The organism is Burkholderia sp. WP9 (genome assembly GCF_900104795.1).
Taxonomy (GTDB): Bacteria; Pseudomonadota; Gammaproteobacteria; order Burkholderiales; family Burkholderiaceae; genus Paraburkholderia.
The window spans coordinates 2,399,752-2,422,958 of record NZ_FNTG01000002.1; the positions used below are offsets into that span (position 1 = coordinate 2,399,752).

Consider the following 23,207-nt stretch of genomic DNA (forward strand, 5'->3'; position numbering starts at 1 on the left):
GCTTTTTTACGCCGCGGCCGGTTCCGGAACCGGCCGTCGCGCGGAGTTCAGAACACCGCCCGAAAAACCCAGTACAAGCCCGCAGCCAGCGCGATGGAAGCCGGCAACGTCAGCACCCAGGCAAGAACCAGACTGCGCACGGTGCCCCATTGCAGGCCGGAACCGTTGGCCGCCATCGTGCCGGCCACGCCCGAGGACAGCACGTGCGTCGTGGAAACCGGCAGGCCGTATGCGTCGGCGGCGCCGATCGTCAGCATCGCGACCAATTCCGCCGATGCACCCTGTCCGTACGTTAAATGCTGCTTGCCGATCTTTTCGCCGACCGTCACGACAATGCGCTTCCATCCCACCATGGTGCCCAGACCGAGCGCAATCGCCACCGCGACCTTGACCCACGTCGGAATGAACTTGGTGGCGTGATCGGTCTGCGCCTTGAAGTTGTCGATCGCTTTGGCGTCGTCGGGCGCGAAAGCCGGTTGCCTGGCTTTGTCCATCAGGCGGATCGCTTCGGAAGCCACGTACATGTTGTTGCGCACGTTGTCCACGAGGCCTTGCGGCACGGCGGCCATCGATCCCGACGCGCCCACCTGGCCGGCAATGATCTCGGTCAGTTGCTGCAAGGCCGGCAACGTGGCGGGCGTCAGCTGGCGCGTGCGGACATAAGCCTCGACATCGGCGCGTGGATTGGTGGAAGGCGCGGCGCCCTGGGTGTACTTGGCGAGCGTCGCGGAGGTTTGATGCGCGACGGCGAGGAAGGTTTGCGTTTCCGCTGGCGTGACAGCCTTGTTCAGCGCGTAGGCGGTGGGCACCGTGCCGATCAGGATCAGCATGATGAGGCCCATGCCTTTCTGGCCGTCGTTCGAGCCATGCGCGAACGAAACGCCCGTGCAGGTCAGAATCAGCAGGCTGCGGATCCAGAAGGGCGGCGGCTCCTTGCCCTTCGGCTCGGCATACAGCGCCGGAATGCGCACGACGGCCTTCAGGATCAGCAGCAGCAAGCCAGCTGCGAGAAAGCCCACCAGCGGCGAGAACAGCAGCGACTTGCCGACGCCGAGCGCCTGGTTCCAGTCCACGCCGCTCGTGCCGTTGCTGCCGTGTATCAATTGATTCATCAAGCCGACGCCGATAATCGAGCCGATCAGCGTGTGCGAACTCGACGACGGCAGTCCGAAATACCAGGTGCCGAGATTCCAGATGATCGCGGCGATCAGCAGCGCGAAGACCATCGCAAAACCGGCACTGCTGCCGACCTGCAAGATCAGCTCGACCGGCAGCAACTGCAGAATGCCGAAGGCGACTGCACCGCTCGACGTGAGCACGCCGAGAAAATTCCATCCGCCCGACCACACCACGGCGATATTCGGCGCAAGCGAATGCGTATAGATGACAGTCGCAACCGCGTTCGCCGTATCGTGAAAGCCGTTGACGAATTCGAAGCCGAGCGCGATCAGCAGCGCAACACCGAGCAGCAGATAAGGCAGAGCCGAGCTTTCGCGAACAGGCTGTAAATCATCCATTAAGTGCACGGCGCAATACACGGCGCCGACCAGAATCACGGCGAGAAAGATGATGAGGCCGATACTGCGCCCCTTTCCGCTAGCGGTGCCTGATTGTGGATACGAAAGTTCCGGCATGACGGGAGCCCCAAAGTTTGTCGCGGAACTTCCGATGCTGCGGGGGCGGTGTGTCGCAATGATGACAGTTGCGTGACGCCCGAGGTGCGCAGCCGCTAGACGCGCACCGCTGCGGAGCACGGTGCGAAAAATTGTCCGATCGGAATGCTCAGCTGTCCGAAAAGGACTTTGATGGGCGGACGACCGGGAGGCCGATCACTTCGCCGCCGAGCAGAGCCGTTGCGCCCACAATGTGAATTCGCATGGAACCGGCTCAAACTGACTCGTTTGCTGATTGCGCCAATGCGAAGCGCGAGGCCTTTTCGCCGCGAGGCATCGTGGCGCCTGTTTGAGGCAGGCGCTTCTGGGCCTACCGGCCATTATTCCGGCGTACTGGCCAAGCGCTTACCGACTGGGCCCTTTTTTTGCTAGGCTGTCAGAACGGTGTATTCAGGGATCTTCAATGAAACGCGAGAGCCACAAAGCCGACCCACGCTCCAGCGACAGCGATCCACCCGCTGCTGCGCCTTCCGCGCAAGCGGCCTTCGCCTCGTACGCGGCGCCGCTCGTCGATGAAGCGATCGAACACACCAATGCAGTGCGCGAAGACGCATCACCTGAAGCACTGCACAAACTGCGCGTCTCGCTGCGGCGTTTGCGTTCGTTGTGGTGGGCCTTCGCACCATTGCTCGAAAAAGGCGAGAGCACGCGGCAGCGCGCGCTCTACCAATTTCTGGCCACGGCCGCCGGCAAAACGCGCGATTGGGACATTCTGATCGAATTGCTGACGAGCGACGACCGCGGCGCACTCGGCGCCGCCGCCGACCTGGCGCCCAAACTTCAGGGCGCTCGCGGCGGCGCAATGGCGACGAGCCGCGAAACGCTCTCGAATGCCGACGTCAAACATCTGTTGCGCGAAGCCTTGTCGAGTGCTTCCAAAGAACTGAACACCTCGCATGAACGCATGCCGCTGCGGAAGTTCGCCACTCAACGCGTGGCGACTTCCGAGAATTCCTTGAAAAAACGGATGAAGCGCGCGCGTCGGGCGAAGCGATCCAACTACGCTGCCTTTCACAATGTCAGGAAGGCGGGGAAGAAGCTGCGCTATCTGCTCGAGTTTTTCGGGCCGGTCCTGAGCGGCGGGCGCAAACGTACTCTCAAACGCTTGAAGCAGATCCAGAAACGATTCGGTGCGCTGAACGACGTGGTCGCTAGCGAAATGTTGTTGCACGAGAATAGGGCCCTGTTCGACGGCGCCGGCACTGGCGATACCGACGCGGCGCTTCAGTGGCTCAAGAAGGAACGCAAACGGAGGATGCGCGCGGCGGCGGGTTTGCTGCGCAAATTATGATGGCGCGCCCATCGTTGCGCGCTTCTGCGAACGAAATGGCACAGATGGCATCCGCATAACGATCTGGGACGCGCGTCCGCATAAGTGGGACGCATGCGGCTCAAGTGCTTTGACTGCTGCGCGGAGCGAAGCCGCGCAGCGTGATGGCCCCGTGGGCCTCACCGCCTGGCAGCGGCGCGCGTCTGCCGGTGAACAGCTCGTCGGCGGGTGGCAGCGGTTCGACCGGAAAGCCACGCCGCTGCCAGGCGTCGAGGCCGCCCCTGAGTGCGCGAATCCTCGTATAACCGTTGTCCCGCATGCGTTGCGTGATATCGACAGCCGTCGCGCTGTCCGGGCAGATGCAGTAGATCACCGTATCGTGCGCCCGCAGGGCGCCGTCGATCTGCTCCGGCGAGTGCGGATCGAACGCGAGCGCGCCCGGAATGAGTCGCGGCGCTTCGAACGAAAGGGCTTGCGGGCGGGCGTCGAGCACCTTGGGCGGCGCGACGTGGCGCCAGCCGGGAACGGCGGTTTGGGCTGCGGCATCCGCGGCGGCTTGCGCGAAACGGCGGCGCTCGCGGCGCCGTTGCTGCAAACGAAACACGAGATAAATCAGGGCGGCGGCCAGCAGAATGTCGATGACAGTGCCGCCGCGCGCTTTGACAAACTCGAGCAGCATGTGCAGTTGCCGTTCCGCGGCAGCGCCGCCGAGCAACCAGAAATTGGCCCAGGCGAGGACGCCGGCAAGGTCCCAGGCCGCATAGATGCGCGCATCGACGGCGGTCGTGCCCATCAGCGGCGGGGTGATGAGCGCGAGCCCAGGGACGAACTTCGAGATCGACACGAGCGGCACGCCGAAACGCTCGAACAGCGCGCGCGCTTTATTGACCTTCGGATAGACGGCTGGCGAGAGGCGGCCTAATGCGGCGATCAGCTTGCGGCCATACAGGCGGCCGGCCGCGAACCATGCGCCGTCGCCGATCAGCGCGCCGAGCACGGCGGCGGCGAGGATCGGCCAGAAGGACAGCGTACCGGCAGCGATCGCGGAGCCCGCGAAGAGCAGCACGGGAACCGCGGGAATCGGCACGCCGAGTCGCGTCAACAGGACGTTGAGGAACACGACCGCGCCGCCCCAGGTCGATACCGCCGAAGACGGAAATTCTACCAATTGAGAAACTCCTGTTCTTGCGCTTGAACCGGCGTGCTATGCGGCTTTTCTACCGGGATGCAAAGTGTGTACCCGAAGGGCCCGATTGTTGGCTCCGCGCCGACCGTTGTAGCCGCTCGCTCAGGATACTCGATGGATTTGGCGCGGGGCCAGCATTGACGGCATGTCGTGATTCCACGAACCCGAGTCATTGACTCACTCTCTCGCTGCAATTTCATTCAAGACCGTTGGCCGACGTACGCCTAATCTTCGTGCTCGTTCCAACTACACAGGACAGCACCATGAACTCGCGGCATGCCGGATACCTGTTTTGCGCGCTGGCCATGATCGGAGTCGGCAGCACGGTGGTGGTCAGTAAATCGATCGCGGCCGGGCTGCCCCCGTTCAGCGCCACCGCGCTGCGTTTCGCGATTGCCTTTCCCCTGTTCGTGCTGGTAATGCGCTGGCGCGGCGTGCGCTGGCCGCGTCTGGACCGGCGCGATACCTTGCTCGTGATCGCCCAGGCAGGGGCGGGCAGCGTCGGCTACACGGCGTTGCTGATCTGCGGGATGAAGCTCGCCTCGGCTGCCGATGCCGGCGTGATTGCCGGCACCTTGCCCGCCGTGTCGGCCGGTGTCGCCATGCTCGCGCTCGGTGAGCGCCCCGGGCCCGCGCTACTCGGCGCGATCCTGCTGGCGACGGCCGGCGTGCTGGTCTGCACCGTGCATCTCGACGCGTTCCCTGCGCCGCATGCAGCCAGTTCGCTGGCGGGCAACGTGCTCGTGTTCCTTGCGATTGTCTGCGAGGCGTTGTTCATCCTGCTCAATCGCAAGCTGCGCACGGCGGTTGCGCCGTTGCCGCTGTCGGCATTGATGTGCGGTATCGGCTTCGCGGTCGCGATCGTGCCGGCCTGCTTCGAACGACCGTGGACGTTGCCGGTCGATGCCAGTGCACTCGTTGGCGTGCTCTATTACGCGCTGGTGCCGACCGTGGCGGGCTTCGTGCTGTGGTACGCGGGCGCCGCGCGAATCAGCGGCGCGGAAGCGGGGCTGATGACCGCGCTCGTGCCGGTGAGCGCGGTGGCGTTGGCCGCGCTGCTGCTGCGCGAACGCGTCAGCGCGGCGCAACTGGCCGGTGTCGCGTGCGTGCTGGGCGCGGTGTTGCTGGCCACCTTCGGGGAGATGCGCAGAAGGCCCGGCGTGGCATGAGGCGCTGTTGTCGAAGCTGGGCTGTGCCTACGTGTTGGAGACAGCCACCACGCCCGGATTGCCGACGATCGACAGAAACTCGCGGCGCGTGGACGGATCCGTGCGGAACGTGCCGAGCATGCGCGAGGTGACCATCGTCACGCCGGCCTTGTGCACGCCGCGAGTCGACATGCATTGATGCGCGGCTTCGAGAATCACGCCGACACCCGCCGGTTGCAGCACGTCGTTCAAGGTGTCGGCGATTTGCACCGTCATCTTTTCCTGGATCTGCAGGCGCTTGGCGAACGCATCGACGAGGCGCGCCAGCTTCGAGATGCCGACCACGCGATGCTGCGGTAAATACGCCACGTGCGCGCGCCCGATGATCGGCACCATGTGATGTTCGCAATAGCTCTCGAAACGGATGTCTTTCAGCACGATCATTTCGTCGTAGCCGTCCACTTCGGAGAAGGTGCGGGCAAGGATCTCGCGCGGGTCGACCTGGTAGCCCGCGTAAAACTCCTCGTATGAGCGCACCACGCGCGCGGGCGTATCGAGCAGGCCTTCACGCGCCGGATTGTCGCCGGCCCAGCGCAGCAGCACGCGAACGGCTGCTTCGGCTTCCTCGCGGCTCGGGCGCTCTGCTGCGGCCGTGGGTTTGATCTTCTTTGCCTTGCTGCTGGTCATCCGTCGCTCCTCCGGGATCGCGCGTCGACGCTGTACGGAGCGCGCGGGTTCAATGAGTGCGGCCATTGTTCCATGTTTTTCACCGCGCCGTGGCGATGTCCCTTCTCGTCTCATGCAACATTGCCGCTATCAGTGCGCCGATAGTCCGCCGCTCATTTCGGCCATCCGTCCATCGCGTCGTTGAACAGTTCGGCGACCACGCTGCGCAGCCAGCCTGCGCGCGGATCGTTATGAAACTTGCGATGCCAATGCTGTCGCAGATCGAAATGCGGCAACGGCAGCGGCGGCTCGACCAACGTGATCGACGCGTGCTCCGACGCGTACGCGAAGCCGATCGCGTGCGGCACGGTGGCCAGCAGGTCGGTGTGCGCGCGGATGAACGGCAGGCTCATGAAGTGAGGCGTTTCGAGCACCGCGCAGCGCTTGATGCGCTTCTTCTCCAGGTAGTGTTCGAGCACTTCCTGGCTGCGTCCTTCGGCGCGCACGACCGCATGGTCCGCCGCCACGTATTGCGCGGTGCGTGTGTCCTCCACGTTGACGAGGCAAGGGATCCGTTTTAGATCCAGGCTCGTTCCAGACATGTTTGCGTGACCCGCGGCGCCGGGCGGGGCGGCGTACTGGATATGAGGATGGAGGTTAGTCGGGCAATCCTGACGCGGGATAGTGCCGCTTGCCCGCTATCGACACGCGAAGCACGCAACAAAACCTGCACAACGCGCGGCAAAACCTATGATTAAGGGGAATTCCCTGCCTTGACAACCTGCCCGAAGGACAACCATAATCGTCTAAACGTTCGCTAAACGAATCCATGTTCATACAACGAACAAATTTGAAGCGAGCTAACCGACGGCGCCAGCCCGCATCCGCACTTGGCGAGCCACCGCCCGCATTGGCCCGGAGACCGTTCCGCCCACGCTCTGCCTGAAACGCAGCCAGCCTCGCGGCACGCAGCGCCCCAAAAGGAAATTCGACATGATCAACAAGATTTTCGAGTCACTTCAGTCGGCCGTCGCCGATGTCCAGGACGGCGCGACCGTCATGATCGGCGGCTTCGGCACGGCCGGCATGCCGTCGGAATTGATCGACGCGCTCATTGAACAGGGCGCGCGCGACCTCACCATCGTCAACAACAATGCCGGTAACGGCGATATCGGCCTCGCGGCGCTGCTCAAGGCCAAGCGCGTGCGCAAAATCATCTGCTCGTTCCCGCGCCAGACCGACTCGTATGTGTTCGACGCGTTATATCGCGCCGGAGAGATCGAACTGGAACTGGTGCCGCAGGGCAATCTCGCGGAGCGCATTCGTGCGGCAGGCGCGGGTATCGGCGGCTTCTTCACGCCGACCGGTTACGGCACCAAGCTCGCCGAAGGCAAGGAAACGCGCCTGATCGACGGCCGGCACTATGTGCTGGAGTCCCCGCTGCATGCCGACTTCGCTCTGATCAAGGCGTACAAAGGCGATCGCTGGGGTAATCTCACGTATCGCAAGACGGCTCGCAATTTCGGACCGATCATGGCCAGCGCGGCGAAAACCGCGATCGTGCAGGTGTCGCAAGTCGTGCCGCTCGGAGCGCTCGATCCCGAAGTGATCGTCACGCCCGGCATTTTCGTGCAACGCGTGATCGAAGTGCCGCAAGCGGCGCACGCCCCGCTGCCCAATCCTCACGACGCTGCCGCCTGAACCGGAGACCGACATGAAAAAACTGACCCGCGATGAAATGGCCAAGCGCGTTGCGCTGGATATTCCCGAAGGCGCCTACGTGAACCTCGGCATCGGCGTGCCGACGCTGGTGGCCAACCACCTCGCCGCCGACAAGGAAATCTTCCTGCACAGCGAAAACGGTTTGCTCGGCATGGGCCCGGCGCCGGCCAAAGGCGAGGAAGACGACGAACTCATCAACGCCGGCAAGCAGCACGTCACGCTGCTCACGGGCGGCTGCTATTTCCACCATGCGGATTCGTTCGCGATGATGCGCGGCGGCCATCTGGATTTCTGCGTGCTCGGCGCCTTCCAGGTGTCGGCCACGGGCGATCTGGCGAACTGGCACACCGGCGCGCCCGACGCGATTCCCGCCGTGGGCGGCGCGATGGATCTCGCGATCGGTGCGAAGCAGGTCTATGTCATGATGGAGCACCTGACCAAGCAGGGCGAGAGCAAGATCGCCGCCGAATGCAGCTACCCGGTAACGGGTGTGGGTTGCGTCGACCGCATCTATACGGACCTTGCGATGATCGATGTCACGGATCAGGGGCTGGTGGTGCGCGAGATCTTCTCGGATATCGATTTCGATGCACTGCACAAGCTGACCGGCGTGCCGCTGATCGACGGTACGCAAGCCGCAAACGCGGCCTGACGCGCGGCGGCGCTTTTACTTTCGATACTTCGGCCACTCACGCCATCATGCTCGACTCCAGCGCCCGTCTGACGGGCCTTCTTTGCGGCACGCAGCCCATGAACGACATCTGGGCGCCGCGTGCCACGCTGCAACGGATGCTCGACGTGGAAGCGGCGCTCGCGCGCGCGTCAGCCGCGCATAACGTCATCCCCCATACCGCGGTGGGCGCCATCGAGGCCGCTTGCCAGGCCGATCAACTCGACGCCGACGCGCTCGCGCGCGACGCCGCGCTCGGCGGCAATCTCGCGATTCCGCTCGTCAAGCAGCTCACCGCGCGCGTCAAGGCGGCCGACGCCGAAGCGTCGAAATACGTGCATTGGGGCGCCACCAGCCAGGACATCATCGACACGGCGACGGTGCTGCAATTGCGCGACACCTTCGATCTGCTCGACAGCAGCCTGCAATCCACCTGTAACGCCGTGGCAAAACTCGCGGCCACCCATCGCGCCACGCCGATGATCGGCCGCACCTGGTTGCAGCAGGCGCTGCCCATCACGCTCGGCCTGAAATTCGCGCAATGGCTCGACGCATTGCTGCGTCATCGCGAGCGGCTCGATGCGTTGCGCGCCCGCGTGCTGGTGCTGCAATTCGGTGGCGCGGCGGGCACGCTGGCGAGTCTGCGCGATGCCGCGCCGCAAGTGACCCGATCGCTCGCACAGGAACTCGGCCTCGCCGTGCCGACCTTGCCGTGGCACACGCAGCGTGATCGCATTGCCGAAACGGCCTCGCTGTTCGGCATGCTGATCGGCACGCTCGGCAAGATCGCGCGCGACATCTCGCTGCAGATGCAAACCGAAATCGACGAACTCGCCGAACCGGCCGCGGCCGGCAAAGGCGGTTCGTCGACCATGCCGCACAAGCGCAACCCGGTCGGCTGCGCGGCGGTGCTGACGGCGGCCACGCGTGCGCCGGGGCTGGTCGCCACGGTGTTCGCGGGCATGGTGCAGGAGCACGAACGCGCGCTCGGCGGCTGGCAAGCCGAGTGGGATGCGTTGCCGGATCTGGCGCGCCTCGCGGGCGGCGCACTCGCCAACATCGAACAGATCGCCGTGGGGCTGAACGTGAACGTGCCGCGGCTCGCCGCCAATCTCGACATCACGCATGGCCTGATTCTCGGCGAAGCGGTCATGCTCGCGCTCGGCGACAGCATCGGCCGGCTCGACGCGCATCATCTGGTGGAGCGCGCGTCGAAAGCCGCGATCCGCGACGGGCAAACCCTTTTCGACGTGCTTGCCGCAGACCCGGCCGTGACCGAACATCTTCCGCTCGAGCGTCTGAAGCAATTGCTCGATCCTGCTCAATATGTCGGCCAGGCGCACGCTTATGTGGACGCCGCGCTGGCACTTCACACCACGCGCTCGCAGCGCGACCATTTCAGGGAGTAACCGGCATGCCTTACGCCGCAGTCAACGGCACCGAGCTTCATTATCGAATCGACGGCGACCGCCACGGCAACGCGCCGTGGATCGTCCTGTCGAATTCGCTCGGCGCCGATCTGTCCATGTGGGCGCCGCAAGTCGCGGCGCTGTCGAAACACTTTCGCGTGCTGCGCTACGACACGCGCGGCCACGGCCATTCGGAAGCGCCAAAAGGCCCCTATACGATCGAGCAACTCACCGGCGACGTGCTCGGCCTGATGGACACGCTGAAGATCGCCCGCGCGAATTTCTGCGGACTGTCGATGGGCGGCCTGACTGGCGTTGCGTTGGCGGCGCGTCACGCGGATCGTATCGAGCGCGTCGTGCTGTGCAATACGGCCGCGCGCATCGGTTCGCCGGAAGTGTGGGTGCCGCGCGCCGCGAAAGCGCGCAACGAAGGCATGGCCGCGCTGGCCGATGCCGTTCTGCCGCGCTGGTTCACGGCGGACTATATCGAGCGCGAGCCGGTGGTGCTGGCCATGATTCGCGACGTGTTCACGCACACCGACAAGGAAGGCTACGCGTCGAATTGCGACGCGATCGACGCCGCCGATCTGCGCCCCGAGGCACCCGGCATCAAGGTGCCCGCGCTGGTGATCAGCGGCACGCACGATCTGGCCGCCACGCCGGCGCAAGGCCGCGAACTGGCGCAGGCGATAGCGGGCGCGCGTTACGTGGAACTGGACGCCTCGCATATTTCGAATATCGAGAAAGCCGACGCTTTCACGAAGACCGTGATCGACTTCCTGACGGAGCAGAAATGAACGACGAAGACCGTTACGAAGCCGGGCTCGGTGTGCGCCGTGCGGTGCTTGGCAGTGCGCACGTCGACCGGTCGCTTGCGAACCGTACTGAACTGACGGAAGAGTTTCAGAATTTCATCACGCGCTATGCGTGGGGCGAAATCTGGACGCGCGACGGTTTGCCGCGCCACACGCGCAGCCTGCTGACCATCGCGATGATGGTCGCGCTCAACCGCAGCGAAGAGCTCGCCCTGCATCTGCGGGCCGCGAAGAATAACGGTGTGACGCGTGAGCAGATCAAGGAAGTGCTGCTGCAAACCGCGATCTATTGCGGTGTGCCGGCGGCGAATTCGGCGTTTCACCTGGCGGACAAATTGTTTCGTGAGGATGATGCCGCGGCCGCGCAGCCGTAAGCAATGCAATCGAGATGACGTGCCAGGCAGCGTGCGAATGCACGCTGCTTCTGAACATCGACGATGTTCGATTTCATCCGGCCTGCAACGGGCTGTGATACGGATACCTGGTATCCGGCGGGCGTTCGACATGAACGCCGCGCACTGCGGGATTCGGTCGCATTCCACTTCCCTCGATTTTTGCAGAAAATTCCTGCACTGAAGTCGAATATTCCCGCAACCGTTTCTGACTTTCTTCTTTGTGCCTCATCATTTTCTAAGGTTTTAGCCGACCCAATTCGTTGACAATACGAATGCTGGTGAACTCTCGGTTATTAATCTTTTGCACATTTTAGATGTGAATTTAACTACTTCAAGATAGTGATATTCGTTCGCGCGAGTTTGGCAAGACCGTAGGGTTATTCAAGAGCAATGGAGCAGGCACCGACTGGCGAAATCCCGGCAGGTTCATTCGTCGCCGCATGATTTGCCTCTTCGTTGACCGTTAAATCAGCCGGCGCTGTTCAAGGCGATCTGCCAATATGAGCTTTACCTATAAACACGATGGTCGCGAGGAATCTCATCCTCGTGCTCATTTTCGCGATCTTGTGTTGGTTCCCTGGCAGCAACGCCAGCTTATCGTCGCGCTAACCAGGCGGGATATATTGAGCCGATATCGCGGATCGGTAATGGGACTGGCGTGGTCTATCGTTCAGCCGTTGATCATGCTCGCCATGTACACGGTTGTTTTCGGCACGCTGTTGAAATCGCGCTGGCCAGGAACCGACAATAGTTTTCAGTTCGCGGTGATTCTGTTCGTGGGCCTCATTCTGTTCAATTTCTTCGCCGAGTGCCTGAATAGAGCGCCGACCGTTATCACGACCAACGCGAACTACGTCACGAAGGTCGTCTTTCCTCTTGAAATCCTGCCGTGGATTACCGTCGCCTCGGCGGCATTTCACTTCATGACGAGTCTTGTCGTCTGGGTTGTCTTTGCGCTGTGCGTATACGGAAAGCTTCAATGGACGATCGTCTTTTTGCCGGCGCTCTTCATTCCGCTCGCGTTTGTCGGCGTGGGTGTGGGTTGGCTGTTCGCCGCCACCGGCGTCTACGTGCGTGACCTGACCTATGTCACCACGCTGCTTTCATCCCTGTTGATGTTCCTGTCGCCGGTTTTCTACGCGCTCGATACTTTGACGCCCGCTTTCAGGGCACTCATTCTGGCCAATCCGCTAACTTTCATCATCGAGCAGGCACGAGCGGTCATGATCGCGGGCGAGTTGCCTGACTTTGCGGGGATCGCGATCTATCTGCCATGCAGCATCGCTTTCGCGTGGATCTGTCTGGCCTGGTTCCAGAAGACACGCGAAGGATTCGCGGACGTTCTGTAAAGGCCGATGCTCATGGAAATGAATCAGGTTGGCAAGCCTGAAACCACGATTCAGGTGACAGGTGCCTCGAAGCGTTTCGACATATACGAAACGCCGCTCGACCGTCTCAAGCATATCGTCTTCCCAAAACGCACCGGGTATTCGCGGGAATTCTGGGCGCTTCGGGACGTTTCGCTCTCGGTCACACGCGGCGAAACGGTCGGCATCATTGGGCGCAACGGGTCCGGCAAGTCCACGCTCTTGCAGATAATTTGCGGAACACTGCGCCCCACCCAGGGTGACATCGCGATCAACGGTCGCGTGGCGGCGCTGCTCGAATTGGGAGCCGGTTTCAATCTGGAGTTTTCCGGTCGGGAAAACGTCTATCTGAACGCCGCCATGCTGGGAATGACTGCCGACCAGATCGATCGGAAATTCGCCAGCATCGAGCAGTTCGCGGAAATTGGCGATTTCATCGATCAGCCAGTCAAAACTTATTCGAGCGGCATGTATGTGCGCCTCGCGTTTGCCGTGGCCATTCACGTCGACCCGGCGGTCTTGATCATCGACGAAGCCCTTGCCGTGGGCGACGCGCGCTTCCAGGCCAAATGCTTCAACAAGATCAAGGAACTCAAGGAATCAGGCGTCACGATTCTTTTCGTGTCGCATGACGTCGGCTCGGTGCGAACCTTGTGTGAGCGTGCCGTCTGGCTCGATGGTGGGCGGGTTCGGATGGCGGGCAACGCGTTCGCCGTTACCGCGCAATACACGCAGTTCATGTCCGAAGGACTCGGCGAAAGCGAAGCGATCGGAGTGTCTGGTCAGTCGGCAGACAGCGCGGCCGATGTTGAGGAAGAAGCGAAGCAGAACGATCAGACCGCGGAACGCGTGGGGCGGCTCGCCTCAACTGCCAGTGACGAACCGATCAACCACTGGGGGACACATGTCGGATCGATCGTGTCGGCCCAGGTCCTGAACTCGGCCGGTCGGCACCAAAGCGTGTTCACGGCATTCGAGCCGATGATCGTCCGCCTGGCGATCCAGATTCCTGGAGGCATCGATCGCCGCGCGCTGAGCGTGGCTTTCTCCATCAAGGATACGAAAGGCACGGATCTGATCGTCCGGACCACTCACGACGAGAAAGGCATCGACTTCGATTTCGAAGGCAGTGAGTTCGGCATCGCGTTTCGCCTGAGAAACCAGCTCAACACAGGCCGGTATCTGCTCGTGGCGGCCCTCGAAGACCGGTCTGCCGCAGTGCCGCAGTACTACGAGTACATCGAGGGCGCCTGCTATTTCTCTTCCTATGTTGAAAGCGATAGATACGGGCTGTTCCTGCCGGATATCACAGAAGAAATACGCATGGAAGAAACGCCTTCAGACAGGCGGTGACGGCATCAGAAAGAGCAATTGGAATAACGGCGACTCGAGAGGTTGGCCATGGACAGACAAGAAGCAATGCCAAACGTAACGCGGAGACACACCCTCGCATCGGTCACGAAGCGGAGCACTTCGATCTCCGACGCGGATGCTCTCATCACGCAACACGAGCAGATTGCAGAGGAGCAGCGTCTCGCGCGCAGAGACCGGTACACACTGGCGAAGCGGTTGTCGGACGCGCTGTCGGAAATCCATAGTCTCAAGCGCTCGCTGAACGACGTGTCGAGCGAGCTTGTGCGCGAGGTTCGCGAGCGCGAGCGTGTGCAGGGCTCCCTTGGCGAAATTTTCGAAAGCAGTTCGTGGAAGTTGACCGCGCCAATGCGACGGATTGCGAGCGCGGTTTATGCGCTGGCGGCGCGCGGCAAGGCGCAGACGCCGGCGGTTGCCGTTGTACCCATGCATGACGTCCTGCCCGTAGCCGGCGGAGACTACGAAGTCCATACACGCGCCCAGGCGACATACTTTGGGAACTACGCGAAGGAACCCTCGAAACAAAGAAGGCACCAGATCAGCCGCCTGCTTACGGCGCATCCGGACCGCCAAGGTGTGGTGCTGTGCCCGGTTGCCTACGATCTTTCGCTCAAGCAGCGTCCCGACCACCTCATGGCCGAGTTCGCAAAGGCGGGCTATCTTTGCGTGATGCTGGAGTACGGCGGTCTTTATCCCGTGATCCAGCCCAAGTCAAACAACCTGTACGTGTCCAACATGGTCGAGGATTTCCTCGGCTATTTTCAGGACGAGCCGGTCACGCTCTATCTTCACTGGCCGGGTTTCAAGTACGTGGCCGAAATCTGCCGTGCCGCATTGACGATTTACGATGTTCTCGATGACCTGACCATTTTCGCGAACTATTCCGACGTCATGCGTTGCGACCATGAGGTCTTGCTGCAGATCGCGAATGTGTGCCTGTTCTCGTCGAATCGGCTGTACGAGGCGAACCGCGCGAAGGTCGCGAATGCGCTGCTGCTGGAAAACGGCGTTTATCCGGAAGACTTCGTTCGCGGCGAGCGCGAGCGATGCGACGTGCCGGCGAAGCTGTACGAGATGGTGGCGAACCGGAAGGTTGTCGGCTACCACGGTGCAATTTCCGAGTTGCTCGATTTTGATTTGCTCGACGAAATCGTGCGACTCGACGGGGTGGTGATGCTGTTCGTCGGTCCTGTCGTCGCTTTCGAGCCGCAATACAGCGTCGAGGTTCAGGAGCGCATGGCGCGTCTGAAGACGTTCGACAATTTCATTCACCTCGGCCCGAAACCGTATGCCGAACTGAAGCACTATCTCGCCTGGATCGATGTCGGTATTGTGCCGTTCGTTGTGAGCGAGAAAACCGACCCCGTTTCGCCGCTGAAGCTGTTCGAGTATCTGGCCGCCGGGAAACCGGTGATCGGCACGCCGACCCGGACCATCAGGGAATACGAACACGCCATTATCGTCGCCTCGGGAATCGACTTCGTCGACGCAGTAGCGAGCGGCCAGTGGTCCTCCGCGTACACGGAGGCGTCCGCAGAGGTTGCGAACGCGCACGCCTGGCCGGTGCTTCACGCGCCGTTGCTCAGACAGGTCAACGCCGGGAACGTGACGAGGCTGACGGCCGCTTGCGCGCGGCGCACGGTGAAGGTGGACATCATCAACGTCAACTTCTACGACTGGAACGGCGAAACCGTCTATAAGGGCGGGGCGGAACGCTACGTCTACGACCTCGCAGTCGTGCTGCATGGCATGGGCTGCGAGGTTCGTCTGCTGCAGAACGCCCGCGAGCCGTTCGAGCGCGATTTTCGAGGCGTCAAGGTAGTCGGGATCAATGCCGCCGACAACTTGGATTTCGACGCGATGTCTGGCAAATACGCCCAATTCTGCGCGGATGTCGATCTCATTATCGCGTCACCGACTGAACTTGCCGCGTCGCTCGGGAAAAACAAGCGCGTTATCTCGATCAACCACGGCATTCATTGGGACGGAGCCTCCAATAACCTCGCCACATTTGACCGGGCACGCTATGAACCGTTGTTCCGCGCGCTGCGCAACAGCGACCAATGCGTGTGTGTCGATACGAATTTTATCAACTGGGTGCGAACCTATGACTGGGCGCTCGCCAATACACTCACGTACGTCCCGAACTACGTCGATCTCGAGTCTTTCAGGAGCCATCCGAAGAACTTCGAGACAGAGGAGTTATGCGTTCTGCTGCCGCGCCGGCTTTATGAAGCGCGCGGTCTCTATCTGACCATCAACGCGTTCGATCTTTTGTTTTCGCGGCGCCCGGATATCCGCCTGGTCCTGTGCGGTCAGGCGATCGACCACGATGCGCAAGCGGTGAAAGCGTTCATGGCGCGTCATCCGCACAGGGTGACGTGGATCGAATACGACATGGAGGACATGTACAAAGCCTATGTCGACAGCCATATCGTGCTGGTGCCGACCATGTATTCGGAAGGAACCTCCCTATCCTGTATCGAGGCGCTGGCGACCAATAACGCGGTCATAGCGACCAACGTCGGCGGACTGCCGAACCTGATCGTCGACGGGTACAACGGCAAGCTGATCCGTGCGGACTATATCGAGCTTGCGGCCGCTATCGAAGAACTGGCCGACGATCGAATGAGGCTCGCGAAACTCGCGGCGCACGGACTCGAGTCCTCGGCCGCGTTTGCCAAGCAGGAATGGGAAAAGCGCTGGCGCGAAGTCATCGAAAGCACACTGACTGTCGACTAGGCATCTTTGCTCCCTATCGCGAACGTCCGCGCATTCAAACGAATGAGCAGACCAACAGGCCTTGTAATGACAGACATCAACTCAAAGCAATACTGGGACCATCGTTTTTCGACGGACTGGGTCTCTGCCGGCGGACATGGCCAAACGCGATTTTTCGCGACGATTGCGGCTACGCTGATGCCGGACTGGTTCAAGGACCTGATGTTGCGCGAGCAATGGAAGATTTGCGACTGGGGTTGTGCGGAGGGGCAGGGCGTAGATGAACTGAGCAAATGGCTTGGCGTGAACTCGATCACCGGAGTCGATATTTCGGAAGTGGCGATCGAGAAGGCCCGGGCCTCCTTTCCCCATCGGTGTTTCAAAGCGCAGTCTCTCGACGAGCTAGACGACTACGACGTCATTTTTTCGTCGAATACGCTTGAGCATTTCGACCGCCCGTTCGATGTTGTCGCACGGCTTGCGGAGCACACCAGGCGTTTTCTGGTTCTGCTTCTGCCGTTTCAGGAATATGACCGGATCCCCGAGCATTTCTTCACGTTCGACCTGGCCAACATTCCCGTCTGTCCGGTGCCCGGTTTCGCCGCGGTGGCCTGCCGCGTCGTCGACACGTCGAAAATCAATATCAACTACTGGAACGGGAAGCAGATATTGCTCGTCTACGCGCGGCTCTCGGCGCTCGGAGGCACTCGGCCCGATCTGCGCAATTTCTTTGTTGGCGACGATACTTACGAGGCGTTTGCGCGAAAGCGCAGTGAAGGCATTGCACAGATGCATGCCTTAGAGAGGGAGCAGTTCGCGGCACAGCTTGCTCAAACTCATAGCGAGCGTGCTGCGACGACCGCGCGTCTCGAATCGACAGAAAACAAGCTGCAGCAAGTATGCGCAGAACTCGATGCGGAGAAGATGAAGCAGAAGCGCTTGCAAGAGACGCTCTCCGAACGGGATCAAGCACTCGACGAATTGAAGCAAGCGCTCAGCGAGCGGGAGCAGACAGTCCGCGAACTAACACGAGCAATCACCGAACGCGACCAGACAATGGGCGAAGCGAGCCAGGAACGCCGCGCTCTGTCTGCGGAGATTGCTTCGCTGCATGCGTGCATCGAAAAATACAAGATTGACGGCGAACATTGCGCCGCGTTGCTGACCGAAGTCCGAGCGCATGCGGACGCAGTCGAAAGGCAATTGAACACGATGCTGCGCTCGAAGACCTGGCGGCTCAGAAGCGCGATCCGCCGGTTGGTCGGTAGAGCCTGACCGTGCAAAAACACACCATCGACTGCGACTCCCCATCCTTTATCAAGTCCCCATACCGGAAAACGCCGTGAAAAAACGTAAGATCATCGTCACTATCGGAACGCGTCCCGAAGCTGTGAAAATGGCGCCGCTCGTCAAGCGGTTGCAGCGCGAAGAGTGGGCGGACTGCCGCGTCCTGGCAACGGCGCAGCATCGCGGCATGCTCGATCAGGTGTTGCGTCTGTTCGAGATCGAAGCCGATATCGACCTCGATATCATGCAACCCAATCAGTCGCTACCCATGCTGACTTCACGGCTCATGGTTCGCCTCGATGAGGTGCTTGCCGCCGAACAGCCCGACGTGCTGCTCGCGCAGGGCGATACGACCACTGTTCTGACGGCAGCGCTCGCATCCTTTTACCGGCGCGTGCCGGTCGGGCATGTCGAAGCCGGACTGAGAACCGGTGATCTGTCGAATCCGTTTCCGGAAGAAATGAATCGTGTGGTCGCAAGCCGGCTTGCGCGCTGGCATTTCGCACCGACGGAGACCGCGAAACAGAATCTCCTCACAGAAGGCATCGATGCAGCGAGCGTGTTCGTCACCGGCAACACGGTCATCGACGCGTTGCTGGACGTGGCCGCGCGCTGCGATGGTGCAACGCCTTTCAAGGGCGATAGCCGGCTGATTCTAGTGACCTCGCACCGTCGCGAGAATTTTGGCGAGGCGTTTCAGAACATTCTTCGAGCAATCAAATCGATCGCCGATAACAATCCTAACGTTCATGTGCTCTATCCGGTTCACCCCAATCCGAACGTGCGTGAAACGGCGTACGCCCATCTCGACAACCATCCACGGATCACGCTGTGCGAACCCCTGGATTACCTACCGTTCGTTGCGGCGATGAAGCGGGCCTATCTGATCCTGACCGACTCCGGTGGCGTGCAGGAGGAGGCGCCCGCGCTCGGCAAACCGGTGCTCGTGCTGCGGCGCGAGACAGAGCGCCCGGAGGCGGTCGCGCACGAGGTCGTCAAACTCGTGGGCACCGAATACGCCGACATTGTCTCGAACACGCAACGGCTGCTCGACGACCCGGCCGAATACAAGCGTATGGCGCGAGGCGTGTCGCCTTATGGTGACGGCCACGCGTGCGGACGAATCGTAAGCGTATTGAGAGATCACTTTGAGGTGTAGCGCCGTCTTGCGGCGGAGCGGTTATGCCTCGCTATTCTGGCTTGCCTCGTTCACCGCGACCGCGAGCGCCACCGAATCCGGCGGCACCGGCAAACTCAACCGCACCGCGCGCAGCACCGTGTCCTTGATCACCTCGCACCAATGCTCGAGCGCCGCCTTCTCCATGAGCGGCTCACCCAGAAACGCGCCCAACGTGTACTGATTGGCGTTATAAAAATACCCGAGCGAGGCGATCATCAAATACACATCGCGCGCTTTGACATCGGCACGGAACACCTGCTGCGCCTGACCCGCGTCCAATAACTTCTGCACCACCGAAATTGCATAGCCGGAAATCTCCTTCAGCTTCAGGGATTTCTTCGCGTGCTTGCCTTGATGCAGATTTTCGCTGGAGAGCAGCGTGACGAACTCGGGATGATCGAGGTAGTACTGCCAGACGAACTCGACCATCTGTTCGAGCCCATGCACCGGGTTGGCCAGATCGAGATCGAGCTTGCTTTCCGCCTCGTTGAACTGCGTGTAGATCGTTTCCAGAACCTCGACGAACAACTGCTCCTTGCTGCCGAAGTAGTAATAAATCATGCGGTCGTGCGAGCGTGCCGCCTTCGAAATACTCTCCACGCGGCCACTCGCATAGCCCTGCTTGGCAAAGACCTTGATGGCCGCTTTCAGAATCTTGGCGCGAGTGTCCTGCGCCTGTTTCGCACGGATGCCGGTAGCGCCCGGTTTGCGGGCGGCGGTGGGACTCATGGCGGTCTCGGATCTCTTGTTAGCGTAGGTTGAATGGCACGCGCCGCAGCCGGCCAGGCAGGGGCGCGCCTTCATCATACAGCCCGCATGGACGGTTGCGGGATGCGCTGCGCGATCATTCACTTCGGCGTAGATTGAAGCGTCATTCACACGGTGATGTGGCGTTGCACCAATCACGCGCATGCCAGTAAATACGTTGCGCAGACTAAATTGATCGAGTAGATTTCTAACGAGTTTGGTGTAGCGGATACTACACGAACGGTGAGTGACCGCAACATGGAAATGAGCGGATCACGCGAAAGTGCCTTCAAACAAGGACTATTCGTGAGCCGGAGCGGGACCGATTGTAATGTCGTCGTATGGGAACCCCACCATGACAGAACATACGAAGGTCGATTTCGGAGCGGAGAGCGTCGACGGTGAAACCGCCTCGACGCCGGGTCCGACCGTGCTCGAGAAGGCGGCGCCGCGCAGCGAGCGGATGGCGTCGAACAAGATTGAATGCAACGCGTGCCCGGTGCTGTGTCAAATATCAGCAGGACGCACCGGCGCATGCGACCGTTATGCGAACGCCGACGGCAGGCTCATTCGTGTCGATCCGGTGGTGTTCCTGTCGCGCGCGCCTTTAACAGCCGAAGCGGGCGCAGGCAGTGCGAACGCCACGATCGAATTTGGTGCGGCTTCCGAAGTGCGGGACCCCGCGGCCGAACAGGCGTTGTTCGTGACCGGCGTCGGCGCATCCTCCACGTATCCCGACTACAAGCCGGCGCCCTTTATCGTCGCTTCGAAACTCGACGACGTCGACATGATCACGGTCGTCACCGAAGGCATTTTCAGCTATTGCAGCTTCAAGGTGAAGATCGACACCGACCGCTTCCTCGGGCCGGAGCAGTCGAACGTGCGTTGCCAGGGCGAGATCGTCGGCCATGTGACGACGGCCGAATACGGTTCGCAGATGCTGAGCCTCGGCGGCGTGCATCATCTTACCGGCGGCAGCAAGAAAGAAGGCCGCGTGACGTGCGACATGATGCTCGCGCTCGGCAACAAGGAGGCGGTGGAACTGAGCATCGACGGCGGCGCGAGTCTGGTGATTCGCGCGGGCGCTGCGCCGATTGTCGACGGTGTCGAGGAGCAGCGCATGCGCGTGGGCTGCGGGTCGGCCACGATCGGCATCTTCGCGAAGCAATGGTTCGGTCATGCCGACGAAGTGGTGGTCGTCGACGATCACATTACCGGCGTGCTGACCGAGCATCAGGCGGGTCGCTGTCTCGGCATGACGCGCTCAGGTCTGAAGATTCGCGGACGCAAGTCGACGCCGGGCCGTTATTTTCAGGTGGCCAATCCCGGCACGGGTTGGGGCGGCACCGACATTCAGGACCCGCTCGCGATTGTCGAAGGCTTCGACCCTGCCGTCGCCAGGCCGGGTATGCGCTTGCTAATGGTATCGACCACCGGCGAGCACGCGCAGTGGTACGAACTCGATCAGGATCTCGTGCCGCGCATCGCGGCGATGCCGGAGGCGGTGCGCCGCACGGTCGAACGGATCGGCGAGAACTGCGAGCCGTCGCTGGCCACCGTGCTGTTTCTCGGCGGCGCGGGCGGCAGCCTGCGGGCGGGTGCCACGGAAAACCCGGTGCTGCTCACGCGCGCGATCAAACAGAAACTGGTCAACGTGACCTGCGGCGGCGCACCGGCTTACGTGTGGCCGGGCGGCGGCATCACGGTGATGGTGGATGTCTCGCGCATGCCCGACCGTTCGTTCGGCACGGTGCCGACACCCGCCATTGTCGCGCCGATCGAATTCACCATGACCTATGACGCGTATCGCGATCTCGGTGGTCATCTCGAAGCGGTGCGCTCACTAGAGAGCATATTGGCCAACGGGCCGGAGCATACGGAAGGCGCGCCGCTCGCGCGCCGAACCCTCGCGCGCAATCCTGACAATCCGTGGCCGCCCGCCATGCCGCCGATGCTCGGCTAACGGTGCCGCCCGCGCCGATCTAAACAACCCAACGCACCTAAAAGACGCAACGCACGTAACGGACACGATGAACCCAACCCGCACCCGACTCGATGCGACCCGCTGGCACTGGCAGCATGGGCCGATCGATCTGATCCTCAGCGCGGAAGGCACGCCTTCGGCGGTGCAGGCCGCGTATGAGGCGTGCTGGGCGCGTTTTGTCGACGTGTTGCCGGAGCTGGTGGGCGAGTTGCCGCGGCTTCGGCAGCCTGTGCCGGCCGACTCGACGTTGAACGGCACAGCGTTGCAAGGCGCGGTTGCCCGTCGCATGTGGTCGGCCTGTCATCCTCACCGGGCGCGCTACATCACGCCGATGGCGGCGGTGGCGGGCAGCGTCGCCGATGAATTGATCACGGCGTTTGCGCGCGAAGACATCTCGCGCGCATTCATCAACAATGGCGGCGACATTGCGCTTTATCTGACCGAGGGACAGCAATACCGCGTCGGCGTGTTCGCCGACCTCGCATCGTTCTCGCCCGTGCGGCTGTCACGCGATCAGACGCTCGACGCCAACCTGACGCTCGACGCGAACCTGCCGGTACGCGGCATTGCGACGAGCGGCTGGCGCGGCCGCAGCTTCAGCCTCGGCATTGCCGACAGCGTCACCGTGCTCGCGCGCAACGCCGCCGCCGCGGACGCCGCCGCGACGATGATCGCCAATGCCGTCGATCTGGATCACGCGGGGATCTTGCGGCGTCCGGCTTCGTCGTTGAAGGACGACAGCGACCTCGGCGACATGCTCGTCACAGTCGACGTGCCGTCCTTACCGCAGCCGCTGATCGATTTCGCGCTGGCGCGTGGCGTCGAAGCCGCCCAGCACTTGCTCGCACAAGGCTTGATTGAAGGCGCCGCGCTATTCCTGCAAGGGCGGGTGCGCGTGGTTGGCATTCAGGACACAGGCGGGTTGCTCACGCAGCGCGCACAGATAAAAACGGAGGCTCCGTGTTCGAAATACGCCGCGTGCTGACGCACGTCGAAGACATCTTCCACGAGTTCGTCCCCGCGCCCGCGCAGCCGCTCAGACGCGGTGCGATCGCCGCGGTGATGACGAACCCGTTCGCCGGGCGCTACGAAGCGAAAATCGAGCACGCAATGGAAGCGCTCAAGCCGATCGGCTTCGATATGGCGCAACGGTTGCTGGCGGCGATGGCGGTGCCGCATGCGTCGATTGAAAGTTACGGCAAGGGCGCGATTGTCGGCTCGCGTGGCGAACTGGAGCACGGCGCGTTGTGGCATGTGCCGGGAGGCTATGCGATGCGTGAGTTGCTGGAGAAGAACGGCGTGCCGACCAACGCCATCGTGCCGTCGACCAAGAAGGTCGGCGCGCCGTCCACCGCGCTCGACGTGCCGCTCACGCATGTCAATGCAAGCTACGTGCGCAGCCATTTCGACGCGATCGAAGTGCGCGTGCCCGGCGCGCCCGCAGCGGACGAGCTGGTGTATATCCTCGTGATGAGCACGGGGCAGCGCGTGCACGCGCGGGTGGGCGGCCTCGCGAAAGAGGCGATCGTGGGCAAGGACGGTTTGCGCTGAGCGCGCCTCGCTGGCGCACGGAAAATAACGCAGAGCAGGCATCGG

The 23,207-nt window shown here is 61.9% G+C and carries 20 protein-coding genes and 1 pseudogene; 16 read left to right on the plus strand and 5 right to left on the minus strand.

Annotated elements, in window-relative coordinates; translation table 11 throughout:
- Nucleotides 1–47: 47 nt before the first annotated feature.
- Complete coding sequence (locus BLW71_RS31880) at nucleotides 48–1,634, minus strand: inorganic phosphate transporter (RefSeq protein WP_091806704.1); 1,587 nt, start codon at nucleotides 1,632–1,634, stop codon at nucleotides 48–50.
- A gap of 442 nt (nucleotides 1,635–2,076) precedes the next feature.
- Here BLW71_RS31880 and BLW71_RS31885 point away from each other — a divergent pair, with 442 nt between their 5' ends.
- Nucleotides 2,077–2,964: a CHAD domain-containing protein gene (locus tag BLW71_RS31885; protein WP_091806707.1), complete on the plus strand. Its 888-nt coding sequence runs from the start codon at nucleotides 2,077–2,079 to the stop codon at nucleotides 2,962–2,964.
- A 100-nt stretch (nucleotides 2,965–3,064) separates the two neighbouring features.
- Here BLW71_RS31885 and BLW71_RS31890 read toward each other — a convergent pair whose 3' ends face one another.
- Entirely contained in the window at nucleotides 3,065–4,111 is a 1,047-nt protein-coding gene (locus BLW71_RS31890) for a VTT domain-containing protein (RefSeq protein ID WP_091806710.1), read from the minus strand.
- A 281-nt stretch (nucleotides 4,112–4,392) separates the two neighbouring features.
- On the opposite strand from BLW71_RS31890, the gene BLW71_RS31895 reads away from it, so the two are divergent.
- Nucleotides 4,393–5,298 carry a DMT family transporter gene (locus BLW71_RS31895; protein WP_091806714.1) on the plus strand — a complete coding sequence of 302 codons (906 nt, stop codon included), beginning with the start codon at nucleotides 4,393–4,395 and terminating at the stop codon, nucleotides 5,296–5,298.
- A 27-nt stretch (nucleotides 5,299–5,325) separates the two neighbouring features.
- Here BLW71_RS31895 and folE read toward each other — a convergent pair whose 3' ends face one another.
- Together folE and BLW71_RS31905 are read right to left on the minus strand one after the other, a co-directional pair.
- Nucleotides 5,326–5,964 (minus strand): GTP cyclohydrolase I FolE, encoded by a 639-nt coding sequence (gene folE / locus BLW71_RS31900; RefSeq protein WP_091806717.1) that lies wholly within the window; start codon nucleotides 5,962–5,964, stop codon nucleotides 5,326–5,328.
- A gap of 152 nt (nucleotides 5,965–6,116) precedes the next feature.
- A pseudogene (locus BLW71_RS31905) lies at nucleotides 6,117–6,467 on the minus strand (type 2 periplasmic-binding domain-containing protein); the annotation flags it as partial.
- Nucleotides 6,468–6,936: 469 nt separating this feature from the next.
- Here BLW71_RS31905 and BLW71_RS31910 point away from each other — a divergent pair.
- From BLW71_RS31910 to wecB, 11 genes are all read left to right on the plus strand, one after another.
- The gene (locus tag BLW71_RS31910; protein ID WP_091806720.1) at nucleotides 6,937–7,644 is read left to right on the plus strand and encodes a 3-oxoacid CoA-transferase subunit A; all 708 of its coding nucleotides are present in this window, start codon (nucleotides 6,937–6,939) and stop codon (nucleotides 7,642–7,644) included.
- Nucleotides 7,645–7,657: 13 nt separating this feature from the next.
- A complete protein-coding gene (locus BLW71_RS31915; protein ID WP_091806724.1) occupies nucleotides 7,658–8,317 on the plus strand; it encodes a 3-oxoacid CoA-transferase subunit B in 660 nt (219 codons plus the stop codon).
- A gap of 47 nt (nucleotides 8,318–8,364) precedes the next feature.
- The gene (locus BLW71_RS31920) at nucleotides 8,365–9,744 is read left to right on the plus strand and encodes a 3-carboxy-cis,cis-muconate cycloisomerase (protein ID WP_091806728.1); all 1,380 of its coding nucleotides are present in this window, start codon (nucleotides 8,365–8,367) and stop codon (nucleotides 9,742–9,744) included.
- Between the two features lie 5 nt (nucleotides 9,745–9,749).
- Nucleotides 9,750–10,541 (plus strand): 3-oxoadipate enol-lactonase, encoded by a 792-nt coding sequence (gene pcaD, locus BLW71_RS31925; RefSeq protein ID WP_091806731.1) that lies wholly within the window; start codon nucleotides 9,750–9,752, stop codon nucleotides 10,539–10,541.
- Nucleotides 10,538–10,933, plus strand: coding sequence for a 4-carboxymuconolactone decarboxylase (gene pcaC, locus BLW71_RS31930; RefSeq protein WP_091806734.1), 396 nt, complete (start codon nucleotides 10,538–10,540; stop codon nucleotides 10,931–10,933). Before pcaD ends, pcaC begins: the two co-directional genes overlap by 4 nt.
- Before the next feature lie 63 nt (nucleotides 10,934–10,996).
- Entirely contained in the window at nucleotides 10,997–11,218 is a 222-nt protein-coding gene (locus tag BLW71_RS41210) for a hypothetical protein (protein WP_143048408.1), read from the plus strand.
- Nucleotides 11,219–11,454: 236 nt separating this feature from the next.
- Nucleotides 11,455–12,303: an ABC transporter permease gene (locus BLW71_RS31935; protein ID WP_091806738.1), complete on the plus strand. Its 849-nt coding sequence runs from the start codon at nucleotides 11,455–11,457 to the stop codon at nucleotides 12,301–12,303.
- A gap of 18 nt (nucleotides 12,304–12,321) precedes the next feature.
- Nucleotides 12,322–13,674: an ABC transporter ATP-binding protein gene (locus BLW71_RS31940; protein WP_502686862.1), complete on the plus strand. Its 1,353-nt coding sequence runs from the start codon at nucleotides 12,322–12,324 to the stop codon at nucleotides 13,672–13,674.
- Nucleotides 13,675–13,740: 66 nt separating this feature from the next.
- The gene (locus BLW71_RS31945; RefSeq protein ID WP_286162167.1) at nucleotides 13,741–16,434 is read left to right on the plus strand and encodes a glycosyltransferase; all 2,694 of its coding nucleotides are present in this window, start codon (nucleotides 13,741–13,743) and stop codon (nucleotides 16,432–16,434) included.
- A gap of 177 nt (nucleotides 16,435–16,611) precedes the next feature.
- Nucleotides 16,612–17,688 carry a class I SAM-dependent methyltransferase gene (locus BLW71_RS31950; RefSeq protein WP_286162168.1) on the plus strand — a complete coding sequence of 359 codons (1,077 nt, stop codon included), beginning with the start codon at nucleotides 16,612–16,614 and terminating at the stop codon, nucleotides 17,686–17,688.
- 67 nt (nucleotides 17,689–17,755) lie between these two features.
- Nucleotides 17,756–18,859, plus strand: a complete 1,104-nt coding sequence (wecB, locus tag BLW71_RS31955; protein ID WP_091806755.1) for a non-hydrolyzing UDP-N-acetylglucosamine 2-epimerase — start codon at nucleotides 17,756–17,758, stop codon at nucleotides 18,857–18,859.
- Nucleotides 18,860–18,880: 21 nt separating this feature from the next.
- Here the strand turns inward: wecB and BLW71_RS31960 are convergent, their stop codons facing one another.
- Nucleotides 18,881–19,609, minus strand: coding sequence for a TetR/AcrR family transcriptional regulator (locus tag BLW71_RS31960; RefSeq protein WP_091809115.1), 729 nt, complete (start codon nucleotides 19,607–19,609; stop codon nucleotides 18,881–18,883).
- Nucleotides 19,610–19,982: 373 nt separating this feature from the next.
- On the opposite strand from BLW71_RS31960, the gene BLW71_RS31965 reads away from it, so the two are divergent.
- From BLW71_RS31965 to BLW71_RS31975, 3 genes are all read left to right on the plus strand, one after another.
- Nucleotides 19,983–21,590, plus strand: a complete 1,608-nt coding sequence (locus BLW71_RS31965) for a 6-hydroxynicotinate reductase (RefSeq protein ID WP_091806759.1) — start codon at nucleotides 19,983–19,985, stop codon at nucleotides 21,588–21,590.
- Between the two features lie 67 nt (nucleotides 21,591–21,657).
- Nucleotides 21,658–22,596 (plus strand): UPF0280 family protein, encoded by a 939-nt coding sequence (locus tag BLW71_RS31970; protein ID WP_091806763.1) that lies wholly within the window; start codon nucleotides 21,658–21,660, stop codon nucleotides 22,594–22,596.
- On the plus strand, nucleotides 22,572–23,162 hold the full coding sequence (locus tag BLW71_RS31975; protein WP_091806766.1) for an amino acid synthesis family protein: 591 nt from the start codon (nucleotides 22,572–22,574) through the stop codon (nucleotides 23,160–23,162). The genes BLW71_RS31970 and BLW71_RS31975 overlap by 25 nt, the downstream gene beginning before the upstream one ends.
- Nucleotides 23,163–23,207: the final 45 nt, after the last annotated feature.